This is a genomic window from Streptomyces fragilis (assembly GCF_003112515.1).
GTDB classification, from domain to species: Bacteria; Actinomycetota; Actinomycetes; order Streptomycetales; family Streptomycetaceae; genus Streptomyces; species Streptomyces fragilis.
On record NZ_BEVZ01000002.1, the window covers coordinates 1,402,857 to 1,421,618 of the forward strand.

1 protein-coding gene is annotated in these 18,762 nt (G+C 76.0%); it reads left to right on the forward strand.

Features of this window, described 5'->3' with window-relative positions; genetic code table 11:
• Positions 1-22: 22 nt before the first annotated feature.
• Positions 23-18,673: a type I polyketide synthase gene (locus tag Sfr03f_RS07975; RefSeq protein WP_108952947.1), complete on the forward strand. Its 18,651-nt coding sequence runs from the start codon at positions 23-25 to the stop codon at positions 18,671-18,673.
• The last annotated feature ends 89 nt before the right edge of the window (positions 18,674-18,762 follow it).

An 18,762-nucleotide genomic window follows, 5' to 3' on the forward strand; every position in this document is an offset into this window, starting at 1 on the left:
CCGAGGGAGTACGTGACACACCATGCGCAACGACCGCCCCGCGCCGATCGCCGTCGTCGGACTCGCCTGCCGCCTCCCCAAGGCCCCGGACCCCGACTCCTTCTGGGACCTCCTCAGCAGGGGCGAGGACGCCGTCGGGGAGGCCCCCGCCGGCCGCTGGTCCCCGGCGGCCCCCGCGCGGGGCGCCTTCCTCGACGAGGTGGACCGCTTCGACGCCGCCTTCTTCGGCATCTCGCCGCGCGAGGCGGCGGCGATGGACCCGCAGCAGCGCCTGATGCTCGAGCTGGGCTGGGAGGCGCTGGAGGAGGCGGGCATCGTCCCCGGGGCGCTCGCCGGCAGCCGGACGGCCGTCCTCGCCGCCGCGATCTGGGACGACTACGCCGCCCTCCACCACCGGCGTGGCGAGGGCGCGGCGGACCGGCACTCGGTCACCGGCCTGCACCGGGGCATCCTCGCCAACCGGCTCTCCTACGTCCTCGGGCTGACCGGACCGAGCCTGACCGTCGACTCGGCCCAGTCGTCCTCCCTGGTCGCGGTGCACCTGGCATGCGAAAGCCTCCGCTCGGGGGAGTCCGACCTGGCGGTGGTCGGCGGCGTCAACCTCGTGCTGTCCCCGCACAGCAGCGCGGACAGCACGCGCTTCGGCGCGCTGTCGCCCGACGGCCGGTGCTTCACCTTCGACGAGCGGGCCAACGGCTACGTCCGGGGCGAGGGCGGCGTCGCCGTCGTCCTCAAGCCGCTGGACCGCGCACGGGCGGACGGCGACCGCGTGCACTGCGTGATCCTCGGCAGCGCGGTCAACAACGACGGCGCCTCCCGCGGCCTCACGGTGCCCGACCGGGCGGCCCAGGAGGCCGTGATCCGCGAGGCGCACCGCAGGGCGGGCACGGACGCGGCGTCCGTCGGATACGTCGAACTCCACGGCACGGGCACACCGGTGGGCGACCCGGTCGAGGCCGCCGCCCTGGGAGCAGCGCTCGGGGCCGGCCGGCCCGCCGGCTCCCCGCTGCGGGTCGGCTCCGCCAAGACGAACGTGGGCCACCTGGAGGGCGCCGCCGGTCTCGTGGGCCTGCTGAAGACGGCCCTGGCCGTCTCCCGGCGCCGCCTGCCGGCGAGCCTCAACTTCCGCGCCCCCAACCCGCGCATCCCGCTCGCCGAGCTGGGTCTCACCGTGCAGACCGCACTCGGCGACTGGCCTGACGCCGGGCTGCCGCTGGTCGCGGGCGTCAGCTCCTTCGGCATGGGCGGCACCAACTGCCACGTGGTGGTGGGCGACACGGCCGCCGCCGGCATCGTGCCGGACGAGCGGGACGCGCAGGACGAGCGCGACGAACGCCTCGCGCCGGCCACCGCGGGTCCGCTGCCCTGGCCGGTGTCGGGACGCGACGAGGCGGCGCTGCGGGCCCAGGCCGGACGGCTCGCGGACCACGCCGGGGGCTCCGGCGCCACGGCACGCCCGGAGGACACGGCCTTCGCGCTCGCGGCCACCCGGACGCGGTTCGCCGAGCGCGCCGTCGTCCTGGGGGAGGGGCGTGAGGAACTCCTGCGCGGCGTCCAGGCGCTGGCGGCGGGCGCGGACCACCCGTCGGTGGTCCGCGGGCGGGCCGAGGGACCGGCCCGCACCGCTGTGCTGTTCACCGGGCAGGGGAGTCAGTACGCCGGGATGGGGAGTGAGCTGTACGGGGCGGATCCGGTGTTCGCGGGGGCGTTCGACGAGGTGTGCGCGGCGTTGGACGTGCACCTCGAACTGCCCTTGCGCGACGTCGTGTTCGGCGAGGGTGCGGAGCTGGACGAGACGCGGTGGACGCAGCCGGCGTTGTTCGCGCTCGAGACCGCGCTGTTCCGGCTCGCGGAGCACTGGGGACTGCAACCGGACTCCCTCGCCGGTCACTCGATCGGTGAGGTGACGGCCGCGCACGTGGCCGGAGTGCTGTCGCTGGAGGACGCCGCCTCGTTGGTCGCGGCGCGGGGCCGGTTGATGCAGCAGGCCCCGGCGGGGGGCGCGATGACGGCGGTGGAGGCGACCGAGGACGAGGTGCTGCCGCTGCTGACCCCGCAGGTCTCGCTGGCGGCGGTGAACGGACCGCGGTCGGTGGTCGTCTCCGGCGACGAAGCCGAAGTCTCCCGTGTGACCGATCACTTCGCAGGTCTGGGTCGGCGCACGCGGCGTCTGACCGTGAGCCACGCCTTCCACTCGGCGCACATGGAGCCGGTGCTCGAGGAGTTCCGCGACGTGGCCGCGGGGCTCACCTTCCACGCCCCGCGCATCCCGCTCGTCTCTACCCTCACCGGGGAGCTCGCAACGGCGGAGGAGCTGGCCTCGCCGGACTACTGGACCCGCCAGATCCGCGGAACGGTCCGTTTCCACCAGGCCGTACGGGCGGTGGGGCGCGACGGCCGTACCGTGTTCCTCGAACTCGGCCCGGACGCCGTCCTCACCGGCCTGGGCCGCGAGTCCCTGCGGGACTCGGAGCACGTCCTGCTTCCCGGGCTGCGCCGTGGCAGGTCCGAGCGGTTGACCCTGCTCACCGCGCTGGCCGGGGCGTACGTCCACGGAGCCCCCATCGGCTGGGAGACGGCTCTCGCCGCGCGCGGCGGTCGCGCCGTGCCGCTGCCCACGTACGCGTTCCAGCGGGAGCGCCACTGGATCACCGGGGAACCCCAGCCGCTGCGCGTGGCGGCCGCCGCCGCGGAGGACCCGGACGCGGACGCCGTGCCGACAACGGCGTCCCAGGCCGGCGACGAGGCGGGAACGGCGTCCGCGCCCGAAGGCCCGCGGCCGGTGTCGACCCGTCCGGAACTGCTGGAACTCGTGCGCACGCACGCCTCGATCGTCCTCGGGCACGTCACGGCGGACGCCGTGGACCCCGGACGCAGTTTCAAGGAGCTGGGCTTCGACTCGCTGTCCGGCGTCGACCTGCGGGACCGGCTGGCCGCCGCCACCGGGCTCTCTCTGCCCACCGGGCTCGTCTACAACCACCCCACGCCCGACGCGGTGGTGGAGCTGCTGCACGACCTGCTCGGTCACCCGGTGGACGGGGCGCCGGAACCGGTGTCCCGCGTGGCCTCCGACGAGCCGATCGCGATCATCGGCATGGCGTGCCGGTACCCGGGCGGCGTCGCCTCTCCGGAGGACCTGTGGGAGCTCGTCAGTTCCGGCGCCGACGCCATCGGCCCGTTCCCCGACGACCGGGGCTGGGACCTGTCCGCGCTGTACGATCCCGACCCGGCGACGCCCGGGACGACCTACGTGCGGCACGGCGGATTCCTGGACGGAGCCGGTGACTTCGATCCGGCGCTGTTCGGCATCAGCCCGCGCGAGGCCGAGGCGATGGACCCGCAGCAGCGGCTGCTGCTGGAGACGGCGTGGGAGACCTTCGAGCGGGCAGGCATCGCTCCCGAACGGCTGCGCGGCACCGACTCCGGGGTGTTCGTCGGCGCCACCGCCCAGGACTACGGTCCGCGCCTCCACGAAGCCGCCGACGGGCACGACGGTCACCTGCTGACCGGCAGCACCATGAGCGTCGCCTCGGGCCGCCTCGCGTACACCTTCGGGCTGCAGGGTCCCGCCGTCACGGTGGACACCGCGTGCTCGTCGTCGCTGGTCGCCCTGCACCTCGCGGTCCAGGCCCTGCGGCAGGGGGAGTGCCGGCTGGCTCTGGCCGGCGGCGTCACCGTGATGCCGACCCCCGGCATGTTCCTCGAGTTCAGCCGTCAGCAGGGGCTGGCCCCGGACGGCCGCTGCAAGCCGTTCGCGCAGGCCGCCGACGGCACCGCCTGGAGCGAAGGTGTCGGGCTGCTGCTGGTGGAGCGGTTGTCCGACGCCCGCCGCAACGGCCACCGCGTCCTCGCGGTCGTGCGCGGCTCGGCGGTGAACCAGGACGGTGCCAGCAACGGACTGACCGCCCCCAGCGGCCCCGCGCAGGAGCGCGTCGTCCGGCAGGCATTGGCGGCGGCTGGATGCGGGCCCGCGGAGATCGACGTGATGGAGGCGCACGGGACCGGTACCCGGCTCGGGGACCCGATCGAGGCGCAGGCGTTGATCTCGGTGTACGGGCGGGGTCGTGAGGCGGGGCGGCCTTTGTTGCTGGGGTCGTTGAAGTCGAACATCGGGCATGCGCAGGCGGCTGCCGGTGTTGGTGGGGTCATCAAGATGGTCGAGGCGATGCGTCACGGGGTGGTGCCGGGGACGTTGCACGTGGACGCGCCGTCGCCTCATGTGGACTGGTCTGCGGGTGCCGTGGAGTTGGTGACGGATGCGGTGCGGTGGCCGGAGCGGGAGCGTCCGCGTCGGGCGGCCGTCTCCTCGTTCGGCATCAGCGGCACCAACGCCCACGTCATCCTCGAACAGGCGCCGGAACCCTCACGCCCCGCCGCGGAGAACCCGGAACCGGAGGGCCCGCGCCCCGGGGCCGTGCCGCTGGCCCTGTCGGCGCACACGCCGGAGGCGCTGAGGGGACAGGCCGCCCGGCTCAAGACGTACATCGAGGCCCGCCCCGGCGTCGACCTGGGCGCGGCGGCCGTCGGGCTGACGACGGCACGCGCCCACCTGGAGCACCGGGCCGTCGTCGTGGCGGACGACCGGGACCGCGCCCTCACGGCCCTCGCGGCCCTGGCCTCCGGCGCGGACACCGCCGACCTGGTGGGCGGCCGAGCCGCGGGACCGGTGCGGTCGGCGTTCGTGTTCACCGGGCAGGGGAGTCAGTACGCGGGCATGGGCCGTGAACTGTATGCGGCGGAGCCGGTGTTCGCGGAGGCGTTCGACGAGGTGTGCGCGGCGTTGGACGTGCACCTCGAACGGCCGCTGCGTGAGGTCATGTTCGGCGAGGGTGCCGAGTTGGACGAGACGCGGTGGACGCAGCCGGCGTTGTTCGCGCTGGAGACCGCGCTGTTCCGGTTGGTCGCGCGTTACGGGGTGGAGCCGCAGTGGGTGGCGGGACATTCGATCGGTGAGGTGACGGCCGCGCACGTGGCCGGAGTGCTGTCGCTGGAGGACGCCGCCTCGTTGGTCGCGGCGCGGGGCCGGTTGATGCAGCAGGCCCCGGCGGGGGGCGCGATGACGGCGGTGGAGGCGACCGAGGAGGAGGTGCTGCCGCTGCTGGCGGCGGGGGTTTCGCTGGCGGCGGTGAACGGGCCGCGGTCGGTGGTCGTCTCCGGCGACGAAGCCGAAGTCTCCCGCGTGGCCGCTCACTTCGCAGGTCTGGGTCGGCGCACGCGGCGTCTGACCGTGAGTCACGCGTTCCACTCGGCGCACATGGAGCCGGTGCTGGAGGAGTTCCGCGAGGTGGCCGCCGGGCTCACCTTCCAGCCCCCGCGCATTCCGCTCGTCTCCACCCTCACGGGAGAGCTCGCGACGGCGGAGGAGCTGGCCTCGCCGGACTACTGGACCCGTCAGATCCGCGGCACCGTCCGCTACCACCACGCCGTACGGACCCTGGAGGACCAGGGCGCCAGCCTGGTGGTGGAGGTAGGGCCCGACGCCGTGTTGAGCGCCCTGACCCCCGATACCGTGCCCCTCCTGCGCAAGGGACGCGACGAGCCGCGGACCCTGCGTACGGCGCTGGCCACCGCGTACGCGAGAGGCGTGGCCGTCGACTGGCCGGCCCTGCTGCCGGAGCGTGCGCCGGCCGAGGACCTGCCGACCTACGCCTTCCAGCACCGGCGCTACTGGATGCTGCCGCCGGCCCCCGCCCCGCGCACCGAGGAACTGGGACTCGAGTCGTCCGGGCACCCCCTGCTGGGCACCACCGTGCAGCGCGCCGACGACGGCAGTCTGCTGCTGACCGGTCTGCTGAGCGTGGACGGGCAGCCCTGGCTCGCGGACCACCGGGTGCTCGACCGCGTCCTGCTGCCCGCCACTGCCTTCGTCGATCTCGCGCTGGCCGCCGGCGAGCGCGCCGAGACCCCCCGCGTCGAGGAACTCACCCTCCAGGCCCCGCTGGTGCTGCCGGAGGCCGGCCAGGGCGCCGTACAGGTACAGCTGACCGTCGCCGCCTTCGACGAGCACGGGACGCGCGGACTGGCCGTGCACTCCCGTCCCGCCGAGGGCGGACCCTGGACCAGGCACGCGACCGGGCTGCTGTCCGCCTCCCGCAGCGGTGGCGACGGCCCGCCCGCGTCGTCCGCCGCCTGGCCGCCGGCGGACGCCGAGCCGGTGGACGTCGACGCCCTCTACGACCGACTCGACGTCCTCGGTCTGGTCTACGGGCCCGCGTTCCGCGGTGTGCGGGCGGCATGGCACAGCGGGGACGACCTGTACGCGGAGCTGGTACTGCCGGACACCGGCCCGGACGCGGCCGAGGGCTTCGGCGTGCACCCCGCACTGCTCGACGCCGCCCTGCACCCCCTCGTCGGCCGCCCGGACGCGCCGGGCGACCGGCCCGAGCTGCCGTTCTCCTGGACCGGCGTCGAACTGCACGCCACCGGCGCCACCACCCTGCGCGCGCACTGGTCCGGGCGACGGCTGACCGCCGTCGATCCCGGGGGCCGCACCGTCCTGTCGGCCGAGGCACTGGCGCTGCGACCCGCCGACGCACAGCCGGCCGTCGGCGCCGGACGGCCACCCACGCCGTACCGCGTCGACTGGGTCCCGGTCGTGGTCCCGGCCGCCGTGGAAAGCGGGTCCGCCGACACCGCCGGGGTCACGTCCGTCGACGCACTCGACGCGCTGCCCGGGGCAGGCCCTCTCGCCGGAGTGGTCGCGCTGTCCCTGCCCGCGGGGCGCGAGGCCGCCGTACGGGCGCTCGAGGCCGTGCGCGCCTGGATCGCCGACGAGCGGTACGCCGAGGCTCGCCTGCTGTTCCTGACCCACGGGGCTCGCGGCGCCGACCCCTGGGCCGCCGCGGTGTGGGGCCTGGTCCGCTCGGCGCAGTCCGAACACCCCGGCCGCTTCGTCCTCGCCGACCTGCCCCCGGGCGCCGGCACGGAGGACGCCGACGCGTCGGACCCCGGCCTGCTGGCCTCCCTGGCCGCTGCCGCACGGCAGGAGCCGCAGCTGGCCGTCGGTGACGACGGGGTCCTGCTGGCGCCGCGCCTGGTGCGGGCGGGCGTCGACGCACCGATCGAGGGCGGCGCCCCCGACGTGGCCGGGCGCACCGTGCTGGTGGCCGGCGGGACCGGAGGCCTGGGGCGTGCACTGGCGCGACACCTCGTCACCCGGCACGGCGCCCGGCATCTGCTGCTGCTCAGCCGGCGCGGCGACGCGGCTCCCGGAGCGCAGGAGCTGGCCGCCGAGCTGACCGCGGCCGGTGCCACCGTGGAGTTCGCGGCCTGCGACACGACGGACCGTGCGGCGCTGGCCCGCGTCCTCGCCGCGGTCCCGGCGGACCGGCCGCTCGGAGCCGTGTTCCACCTGGCCGGGGTGCTGGACGACGGTGTGGTGGAGGAGCTGACCGCTGAGCGGCTGGAGGCGGTGCTGCGGCCGAAGGCCGACGCGGCGCTGCTGCTGCACGAGCTGACCGCGGACCTGGAGTTGGACGCGTTCGTGTTGTTCTCCTCGGTGACCGGTGTCCTGGGTACGGCCGGTCAGGCGAACTACGCGGCGGCCAACGCCTTCCTGGACGCCCTGGCGCAGCACCGTCAGGCGAGGGGACTGCCCGCGACCTCCCTGGCGTGGGGCCTGTGGGACACCGGCGACGGCATGGCCGGACAGCTCGCCGCCGCCGAACGCGCACGCTGGGCCCGGTCGGGCGTCGAGCCGCTCACCGCGGATGAGGGTCTCGCGCTCCTGGACGCGGCGCTCGCCGGCCCCGGTGGCGCCCTGGTGCCCGTACGCCTCGACACCGCCGCGTTGCGCGAGCGTGCGGCAGACGGCGTCCTGCCCGCCCCGCTGCGCGGACTCGTCCGCGCCCCGCTGCGACAGGCCGTCGTGCAGGACGCCACGGCGAGCTGGGCGGAGCGCACGGCCGCGCTGCCCCGCCCGGAACGGGAGAACGCCGTCGCCGACCTGGTGCTGGGAGCGGCCGCCACGGTGCTGGGACACGCCACCCCCGCCACCATCGACGGCACCCGTGCCTTCCGAGACCTCGGCTTCGACTCGCTCACCGCCGTCGAACTGCGCAACCGCCTCGTGGCCGGCACCGGTCTGCGGCTGCCCGCCACTGCCGTCTTCGACCATCCGTCGCCGCAGGCACTGACCGCGTTCGTGCTGTCGCTCCTGCCCGGCGACCAGGTGTCCCCGGGCGGCGCGCCCGGCCCCGCCGTCGCCGTCGTTGCGCCCGTCGCCGACGACCCGATCGCGATCGTCGGCATGGCCTGCCGCTACCCCGGAGGCGTGGTCTCGCCGGAGGACCTGTGGAACCTCGTCGCCTCGGGCACGGACGCCGTGGGGCCCTTTCCCGCCGACCGCGGCTGGGACCTGGCCGCGCTGTACGACCCGGACCCGGAGACGCTCGGCACCTCGTACGCCCGTGAGGGCGGCTTCCTCTACGAGGCCGGGGACTTCGACGCGGAGTTCTTCGGGATGAACCCTCGCGAGGCGCTCGCGACCGATCCGCAGCAGCGGCTGCTGCTGGAGACCGCGTGGGAGGCCTTCGAGCGGGCCGGGATAGCACCCGCCGCGCTGCGCGGCTCGCGTACCGGTGTGTTCGCCGGTGCGATGTACCACGACTACGTCACCGGACCGGCCGGCATCCCCAAGGAGCTGGAGGGCTACCTGCTGACCGGCAACACGTCGAGCGTGGTCTCCGGCCGGGTGGCCTACACGTTCGGTCTGGAGGGGCCGGCGGTGACGGTGGACACCGCGTGCTCGTCGTCGCTGGTCGCGTTGCACCTGGCGACGCAGGCGTTGCGCAGTGGTGAGTGCGATCTGGCGCTGGCGGGCGGGGTCACCGTGATGGCCAGTCCCGCGACGTTCGTGGAGTTCAGCCGTCAGCGGGGGCTGGCGCCGGACGGCCGCTGCAAGTCGTTCGCCGCCGGTGCCGACGGGACCGGCTGGAGCGAGGGTGTGGGGCTGCTGCTGGTGGAGCGGTTGTCCGACGCCCGCCGCAACGGTCACCAGGTGCTGGCGGTGCTGCGCGGTTCGGCGGTGAACCAGGACGGCGCGAGCAACGGGCTGACCGCCCCGAACGGGCCCGCCCAGGAACGTGTCATCCGCCAGGCCCTCGCCAACGCCGGGCTCACCCCCGCCGACGTCGACGCCGTCGAAGCGCACGGCACCGGTACCCGGCTCGGGGACCCGATCGAGGCGCAGGCGTTGATCTCGGTGTACGGGCGGGGTCGTGAGGCGGGGCGGCCTTTGTTGCTGGGGTCGTTGAAGTCGAACATCGGGCATGCGCAGGCGGCTGCCGGTGTCGGTGGGGTCATCAAGATGGTCGAGGCGATGCGTCACGGGGTGGTGCCGGGGACGTTGCACGTGGACGCGCCGTCGCCTCATGTGGACTGGTCTGCCGGTGCCGTGGAGTTGGTGACGGATGCGGTGCGGTGGCCGGAGCGGGAGCGTCCGCGTCGGGCGGCCGTCTCCTCGTTCGGCATCAGCGGCACCAACGCCCACGTCATCCTCGAACAGGCCGAACCGGTCGGGGAGACCGGCGACGCCCATCACGGCCCCGTGGTCCTCCCGCTCTCCGCCCGGACCCCGCAGGCGCTGCGCCAACAGGCCGCTCGTCTCGCCGAGTTCGTCGCCGAGCGCGCTGAACGCCTGCCGGCCACGGCAGGTGCGCTGGCGCACGGACGCGCGGCCCTGGAGCAGCGCGCGGTCGTGGTCGTGGACGGCCCCGACGCGGAGGCGGAAGCCGTACGGGCACTGCGGGCGCTCGCCGACGGAGAGGAGCATCCGGCGGTGCGGCTGGGCACCGCCGGCGGTCCGCTGCGGTCGGCGTTCGTGTTCACCGGGCAGGGGAGTCAGTACGCGGGCATGGGCCGTGAACTGTACGCGGCGGAGCCGGTGTTCGCGGAGGCGTTCGACGAGGTGTGCGCGGCGTTGGACGTGCACCTCGAACGGCCGCTGCGGGACGTGGTGTTCGGCGAGGGCGCGGAGCTGGACGAGACGCGGTGGACGCAGCCGGCGTTGTTCGCGCTGGAGACCGCGCTGTTCCGGCTGGTCGCGCATTACGGGGTGGAGCCGCAGTGGGTGGCGGGACATTCGATCGGTGAGGTGACGGCTGCGCACGTGGCCGGGGTGCTTTCCCTCAGTGATGCGGCCGCGTTGGTCGCGGCGCGGGGCCGGTTGATGCAGCAGGCCCCGGCCGGCGGCGCGATGACGGCCGTGGAGGCGACCGAGGACGAGGTGCTGCCGCTGCTCACGCCGCAGGTCTCGCTGGCGGCGGTGAACGGACCGCGGTCGGTGGTCGTCTCCGGCGACGAAGCCGAAGTCTCCCGAGTGGCCCATCACTTCGCAGGTCTGGGTCGGCGGACGCGGCGTCTGACCGTGAGCCACGCCTTCCACTCGGCGCACATGGAGCCGGTGCTCGAGGAGTTCCGCGACGCGGCCGCGGGGCTCACCTTCCACGCCCCGCGCATCCCGCTCGTCTCCACCCTCACAGGGGAGCTCGCGACCGCCGAGGAACTGGCCTCGCCGGACTACTGGACCCGCCAGATCCGCGGCACCGTCCGCTACCACCACGCCGTGCGGACCCTGGAGGACCAAGGCGCCACCCTGTTCGTCGAGGTCGGGCCCGACGCCGTCCTCGCCCCGCTCACGGACGAAGCGGTGCCCCTCCTGCGCAAGGGACGGGACGAGGGACTCACGGTGCGCGCCGCGCTCGCCGCCCTGCACACCCGGGGTGCCGCCCTCGACTGGGCGGCCCTGCTGCCGGAGCGCGCGTCCGCCGCCGACCTGCCGACCTACGCCTTCCAGCACCGGCGCTACTGGATGGAGGCGGACGACCGGCCGTCCGGAGCCGGTCTCCTGCTCGGTCCGGCGGTCGAACGCGCCGCCGACGGCAGTCTCCAGTTCACCGGCGAGATCGGGACCGGCACGCTGCCCTGGCTGGCCGACCACGCGGTCGACGGGACCGCGCTGGCCCCGGCGAGCCTCTTCGCCGACCTGGCGCTGCGCGCCGGTGAGCGGGCGGGCTTCCCGGTGGTGGACGAACTGACACTGGAGGCGCCGCTGGCCCTGGCCGCCGCGGGAACGGTGCCGGTCCAGCTGACCGTGGAGGCGGAGGCGGGCGGTCTGCGGGCCTTCGCGGTGCACGCCCGCCCCGAGGCCGACGCGCCGTGGGTGCGGTACGCCTCCGGCGCGCTGGCCGCGGACGACGGGTCCGCCGGCCCCGAGGCGGACGACGAGTGGCCCCTGACGGGAGCCGTGGCCACGGACGTCGGCGAGGTGTACGACCGGCTCGCCGCACTCGGCTACGGCTACGGGCCGCAGTTCCGCAACGTGAGGGCCGCCTGGCGCCGTGGCGCGGTCTTGCTGGCCGAGGTCGAGCTCCCCGAGCAGCTGCTCGACGAGGCGGACGGCTTCGCCCTGCACCCGGCCCTGCTGGACGCGGCACTGCACCTGCTGCCCGTGCGCCCCGACGGCGGCGGGACGACGGTGCTGCCGTTCTCCTGGTCGGGCGTGCGGCTGCACGCCACCGGAGCGCGCACCCTGCGGGTGCGGCTCGAACCGGCCGGGACCGACGCCTTCTCACTGGAGGGCCGGGACCCGGCGGGCGACCCGGTGCTGTCCGTGGCGTCCGTGCTCCTGCGCGCGCTGCCCGGCGCGGCGCTCACCGCGGCCGCCGATCCGCTCCACGCCGTGGAGTGGACGCCCGTGCCCACCGCGTCCGCCGTGCCCACCGGGTCCGCAGTGCCCGCCGGGTCGGCCGCGTCCACGCGGGACGCCTCGGCGGAACGCGTCGCCGTGGCGCGCGTCGAGGACGTGGCGGACGTGCACGAGGCGGCCGGACGCGCCCTCGCCCTGGTCCAGGAGCGGCTGGCGTCCGGCACCGCCGGGGAGGGGACGCTCGCCGTCGTCACGACCGGGGCGTGCGCCGCCGTGCAGCAGGACACCGTGCCGGGCCTGGCGTCCGCGGCGGTGTGGGGGCTGGTGCGGGCCGCGCAGAGCGAACACCCGGGCCGGTTCGTGCTGGTCGACACCGACGGCACCGCCGAGTCGGAGCGGGCGCTGGACACCGCCCTGGCCACCGGCGAACCGCAGGTCGCCGTGCGCCGCGGCCAGGTGCTGGTACCGCGGCTGGCGAGGATCGCGCCCCCGCCGCCCGCCCCGCAGGACGCGGGTGCCGGTCGCGACCCGGGACGGGGCACCGTCCTGCTCACCGGGGCCACCGGGTCGCTCGGCGCGCTGGTGGCGGAACACCTGGTCACCCGGCACGGAGCACGCCGTCTGCTGCTCACCAGCCGGCGGGGACCCGCCGCGCCGGGCGCGCGGGAACTGGTGGACCGTCTGACCGGGCTAGGAGCCCAGGTGCGGCTCGCGGCCTGCGACACGGCCGACCGGGGCGAGCTGAGCGCGCTGCTCGCCTCCGTCCCGCCGGAGCATCCGGTCACCGCGGTCGTGCACGCGGCCGGGGTGCTGGACGACGGTGTGGTGGAGGAGCTGACCGCTGAGCGGCTGGAGGCGGTGCTGCGGCCGAAGGCCGACGCGGCGCTGCTGCTGCACGAGCTGACCGCGGACCTGGAGCTGGACGCGTTCGTGTTGTTCTCCTCGGTGACCGGTGTCCTGGGCACGGCCGGTCAGGCGAACTACGCGGCGGCGAACGCCTTCCTGGACGCCCTGGCGCAGCACCGTCAGGCGAGGGGACTGCCCGCGACCTCCCTGGCGTGGGGCCTGTGGGACACCGGCGACGGCATGGCCGGGCACCTGACGTCCGCCGACCGTGCGCGTCTGGCGCGCGGCGGGCTCGCCCCGCTCACCGTCGAGCGTGCGCTGAGGATGTTCGACGCCGCCTTGGCGGCGCCTTCTCCTCTGCTGGTCGCCACCCGCTTCGCCCTGGCGGCCCTCGAGACGCCGGACGCCGTGGTGCCGGCGCCGCTGCGCTCCCTGGTGCGCCCGGCGCCGCGCCGCGCGGCCGCCACGAGCGCCGCGACCGGGCACGGCTCACCGGCCGCCCGCCTGGCCGCGCTGCCTCCCGCCGAGGCGGAACGCGAGGTGCTGGAGCTGGTGCGCACGGCGGTGTCCACCGTCCTCGGGCACGCCGACAGCAGGGCCGTGGCCCGCGACCGGGCCTTCGGCGACCTGGGCTTCGACTCGCTCACCGCCGTCGAACTCCGCAACCGGCTGCGCACCGCCACCGGCCTGCGACTGCCCACCACCCTGGTCTTCGACCACCCCACGCCGGGCGCCCTGAGCGAATGGCTGCTCACGGAGCTGCGCGGGACGCGGACCTCCGCCGAGGCACCGGCGGCTTCGCCCGCGGTGGCCGCCGGCGACGACCCGATCGCGGTCGTCGCCATGGCCTGCCGCTATCCCGGAGGCGTGGCCTCGCCGGAGGACCTGTGGGAGCTCGTCACCTCCGGTGCCGACGCCATCGGACCGTTCCCCGCCGACCGCGGCTGGGACCTGGCCGCCCTCTACGACCCGGACCCGGAGACGCTCGGCACCTCGTACGCCCGTGAGGGCGGCTTCCTGTACGACGCCGGCGACTTCGACGCCGAGTTCTTCGGGATGAGCCCGCGGGAAGCCCTGACCACCGATCCGCAGCAGCGGCTGCTGCTGGAGACGGCGTGGGAGGCCTTCGAGCGGGCCGGGATGGCACCCGCCGCGCTGCGCGGCTCGCGCACCGGCGTCTTCGCCGGCGTGATGTACGGCGACTACGGCGCCCGCCTGCACCAGGCGCCCCGGGCGCCGAAGGAGGCCGAGGGGTACCTGGTCAGCGGCAGCGCGGGCAGTGTGGCGTCCGGCCGGGTGGCCTACACGTTCGGTCTGGAGGGGCCGGCGGTGACGGTGGACACCGCGTGCTCGTCGTCGCTGGTCGCGTTGCACCTGGCGGCTCAGGCGTTGCGCAGTGGTGAGTGCGATCTGGCGCTGGCGGGCGGGGTCACCGTGATGGCCAGTCCCGCGACGTTCGTGGAGTTCAGCCGTCAGCGGGGGCTGGCGCCGGACGGGCGGTGCAAGTCGTTCGCCGCCGGTGCCGACGGGACCGGCTGGAGCGAGGGTGTGGGGCTGCTGCTGGTGGAGCGGTTGTCCGACGCCCGCCGCAACGGTCACCAGGTGCTGGCGGTGCTGCGCGGTTCGGCGGTGAACCAGGACGGCGCGAGCAACGGGCTGACCGCCCCGAACGGGCCCGCCCAGGAACGCGTCATCCGCCAGGCCCTCGCCAACGCCGGGCTCACCCCCGCCGACGTCGACGCCGTCGAGGCCCACGGCACCGGCACCCGCCTCGGCGACCCGATCGAGGCACAGGCACTGCTGGCGGCCTACGGCCAGGAACGCGACGACGCCGCCCCGCTGTTCCTCGGGTCCGTGAAGACCAACATCGGGCACACCCAGGCCGCGGCGGGGGTCGCCGGCGTCATCAAGATGGTGATGGCGATGCGCAACGGAACACTGCCGCGCAGCCTCCACGCCGACGAACCCACCCCGCACGTGGACTGGGCCGCCGGCGCCGTCGAACTGCTGGCCCGGGAACGCCCCTGGCCCGCGCAGGACCGCCCCCGCCGGGCGGCCGTCTCCTCGTTCGGCATCAGCGGCACCAACGCGCACGTCATCCTCGAGGAGGCCGGGGCGGTGGCACCGGCGGAAGCGGCCGCACCCGCGGCCGGGACCGGCGACGGCCACCACGGCCCCGTGGTCCTCCCGCTCTCCGCCCGCACCCCGCAGGCGCTGCGCCAACAGGCCGCACGCCTCGCCGAGTTCCTCACCACACGCCCCGCGGCCGGCCTGCGGCCGACGGCCCACGCCCTGGCCACGGGACGGGCCGCCCTCGACCACCGGGCCGCGCTCGTGGCCGGGGACCCGGCCGAGGCACAGGCGGCGCTGACCGCTCTGGCGGCCGGGGACACCACGGGCGCCGCCGTACCCGCGGGCGAGCCGCGCACGGCGTTCCTGTTCACCGGACAGGGCAGCCAGCGGGCCGCGATGGGCCGTGAACTCCACGCCGCCGAACCGGTCTTCGCGGCGGCGTTCGACGAGGCGTGCGCCGCCCTCGACCCCCACCTGGACCGTCCGCTGAAGGACGTCGTGTTCTCCGACGACCCCGCCCTCCTGCACCGCACCCGCTACACCCAGCCCGCCCTGTTCGCTCTGGAGACCGCCCTCCACCGGCTCCTCGACAGCCGCGGCGTCCGCCCCGACGTCCTGCTCGGACACTCCGTCGGGTCGGTGGCGGCCGCCCACGTGGCCGGGGTGCTGTCCCTCGCGGACGCGGCGACGCTGATCACCGCGCGCGGCCGGCTGATGCAGGACCTGCCGTCCGGCGGCGCCATGGCGGCCGTGTCGCTGCCCGAGCAGGAGACGCTGGCCCTGCTCGACGGCCTCGGCCCCGACATCGGGGTCGCCGCGCTCAACGGGCCGCGGGCCACCGTGGTCTCCGGCGCCGAGGAGGCGGTGACGGCCCTGATCGAGCGGGCGCGGCAGGACGGGGCGCGCGCCCGGCGGCTGACGGTCCAGCACGCCTTCCACTCCCCGCTGATGGAACCGATGCTGGACGCCTTCCGCGAGGTCGTGGCCGGGCTGGAGTTCCGGCCGCCGCGCGTACCGATCGTCTCGGACCTGACGGGCCGCACGGCCACCGCCGAGGAACTCGCCTCGCCCGACCACTGGGTCCGGCACGTCCGCGAGACGGTCCGCTTCGCCGACGGCCTGCGCGCCCTGGCCGAGGACGGCGTCACCGTGTGCGTCGAACTGGGACCGGACGCCGTGCTGACCACCCTGGCCGCCGACGCCCTGCCCGACGCCGTGGCCGTGCCCCTGCTGCGCCGCGACCGCCCCGAGGTCCGCACGGTGCCGGAGGCACTGGGCGCCCTGTGGGGTGCGGGGCTCCCCGTCGACCTGGCCGCCCGGCCGGGGGAGGCGCCCGGGACCCTGGCCGGGCAGTTGCCCACCTACCCCTTCCAGCGCGAGCGCCACTGGCTGGAGGTGCCGTCCCGCGGCGCCGCACGGCCCGGCGACGGCGGCCCGGCCCACCCGCTGCTCGACACGGCGGTGGAACTCGCCGACGGCTCCGCGACCGTGTACACCGGCCGGATCTCCCTGGACGCCCAGCCGTGGCTGGCCGGGCACGCGCTGCTCGCGACGCCCGTGCTGCCCGCGACGGCGCTGCTCGAACTCGCCCTGTACGCGGGACGCGAGGCCGGCGCGCCCGAGGTGGAGGAACTCACCCTCCAGGCGCCGCTGCCGGTACCCGACGAAGGGGAGGCGCGGCTGCAACTGGTGGTCTCCGAGGCGGACGGCGAAGGACGCAGAAACCTGTCCGTGCACTCCGCCGCGGAAGGGGCCGGCTGGACCCGCCACGCCACCGGCGTCCTGGCCCCCGCCTCGGAGATCTCCGGGGTGCAGGACCTCGCGGCGTGGCCGCCGCCGGACGGCGAGCCCGTGGACCTCACCGGGGCCTACGAGACACTCGACGCCCTCGGCTACCGGTACGGGCCGCCGTTCCGCGGGCTGCGCAGGGCCTGGCGCCGGGACGGCACGTGGTTCGCCGAGATCGCCCTCGACGACGAACCCCCCGGCACGGACGAGGGGTTCACGGCGCACCCCGCCCTGCTGGACGCGGCCCTGCACCCGCTCGCCCTGGACGGCCCCGGCCCTTCGGGCGGCCTGCGCGTGCCCTTCTCGTGGACGGGCGTCCGCGCGCACGGCGGCGCGGGGCGCTCCCTGCGGGTGCGGCTGACGCCGGACGGCCCCGGCCGGACGGACCTGACCGTCGCGGACGCGACGGGGGCGCCCGTGCTGACGGCACGGTCGCTGCTGGTGCGGGAGGCCGACCCGGCGGCACTGGCCGCGGCCCGGCCTTCGGCCCGGGTCCCCTACCGCGTGGACTGGGTGCCGCTCGCCCCCTCCGGACCGCCCGTGGACCTGCGGCCGTACGACCCGGCGGCCGCCCCGGCGGTCCCCGAGGACGGCCCCGCCCACAGCGTGCTGGTGGCGGATGACGACCTGACGCCCGTCCGGCTGCTGACCCACCTGCGCGCCTGGGCCGCCGCCGGGGACCCCGGCCGGCGCCTGGTCGTGGTGACCCGCGAGGCGACCGCCGTGACGGCCGGGGAGCCGGTGGCCGGGCTCGCCCAGGCCCCGCTGTGGGGCCTGGTCCGCACCGCGCAGACGGAGCACCCGCGGCGCTTCGTGCTCGTCGACACGGACGGCAGCGCGTCCTCCGAGGCGGCGCTGGCGGCCGCCCTGGCGACGGACGAGCCGCAACTCGCGCTGCGCCAGGGCGCGCCGTCCGTGCCCCGGCTGGCGCCCTGCCCGCCGGCCGGCGGCGAAGTGACCATCCGCCCCGGCACGGTCCTGCTCACCGGCGCCACCGGCGCACTGGGCGGCCTCGTCGCCGAACACCTGGTCACCCGGTACGGCGTCCGCCGCCTGCTGCTCGCCGGCCGGCGCGGCCCGGACGCCCCCGGCGCCCCGGCCCTGGTGGAACGGCTCACCTCGCTCGGCGCCGAGGTCTCCCTCGTCGCCTGCGACATCGCCGACCGCGCCGCACTCACCGCGCTGCTCGGCTCCGTCCCGCCGGAGCACCCGCTGCGCGCGGTGGTGCACGCGGCCGGCGTCACCGCCGACGGCACCCTGGAGTCGCTGACCGACGAGGACTTCGCGCGGGTGCGACGGCCCAAGTCCGAGGCCGCGCTGCTGCTGCACGAGCTGACCGCGGACCTGGACCTGGACGCCTTCGTCCTGTTCTCCTCGATCGCCGGGCTCGTCGGCAACGCGGGCCAGGCCAACTACGCTGCCGCCAACGCCCACCTGGACGCCCTCGCCCAGCACCGCAGGGCTCTCGGACTGCCCGCCGTCTCGCTGGCCTGGGGCCTGTGGGAGACCGGCGCGGGCATGGCCGGGCAGCTCGGCGCTGCCGACCTCGCGCGGATCGCCCGGACCGGAATCGCCCCGCTCACGGCGGACGAGGGACAGGCCCTGCTCGACGCCGCCCTCGCCGCCGGCCGGGCCGTGGTCGTCCCCGCCCGCCTCGACCTGGCGGCCCTGCGCGGACGGACCGACGCCGAGCGGGTCCCGCCCCTGCTGCGCGGCCTCGTCCGGACCCCGGCGCGCAAGCCCGCGCCCCGGCCGGCCGGCCCGGCGGCACCCGGCGAGGACACCACCGCGCCGTGGGTGCGCAAGCTCGGCGAGGCGGCTCCCGGCGACCGGCCCCGCCTGGTCCTCGACCTGGTGCGGGCGACGATCGCCGAGGTACTCGGTCACGCGCCGAACCGGCCCGTGCCGGCCGACCGCGGGCTGCTCGACCTCGGGTTCGACTCGCTGACCGCCGTCGAACTGCGCAACCGGCTGGGCGCCGAGACCGGTCTGCGGCTGCCCACCACCGTCCTGTTCGACCAGCCGACGGCCGGTGCCCTGGCCGCGCACCTGCTGGAGTCGCTGACCGACCGGCTGCCCGGCGGCGCGGCCGCCGTGCTCGCCAGGATCGGCGACCTGGAGGCCGCCCTCACCCAGGACACCGCGCTCGCCGCCGAGGCGCGCGAGCGGGCCGTCGCCCGCCTCACCGCGGTGCTGGAACGGATGACCGCCGGCGACGCCGCCGCACCAGCCGACCCGTCGCCCGAGGGGCCCCGGCTGGACCAGGTCTCCGACGACGAACTGTTCGACCTGATCGACGGCCAGCTCGGCGCCGAGTGAGCCGCACCGCCCGCGTGACCACCCATGCCCCAGTGTGAGAAGGAGAGCTGACGTCGTATGTCGAACGAGGACAGGCTTCGCGACTACCT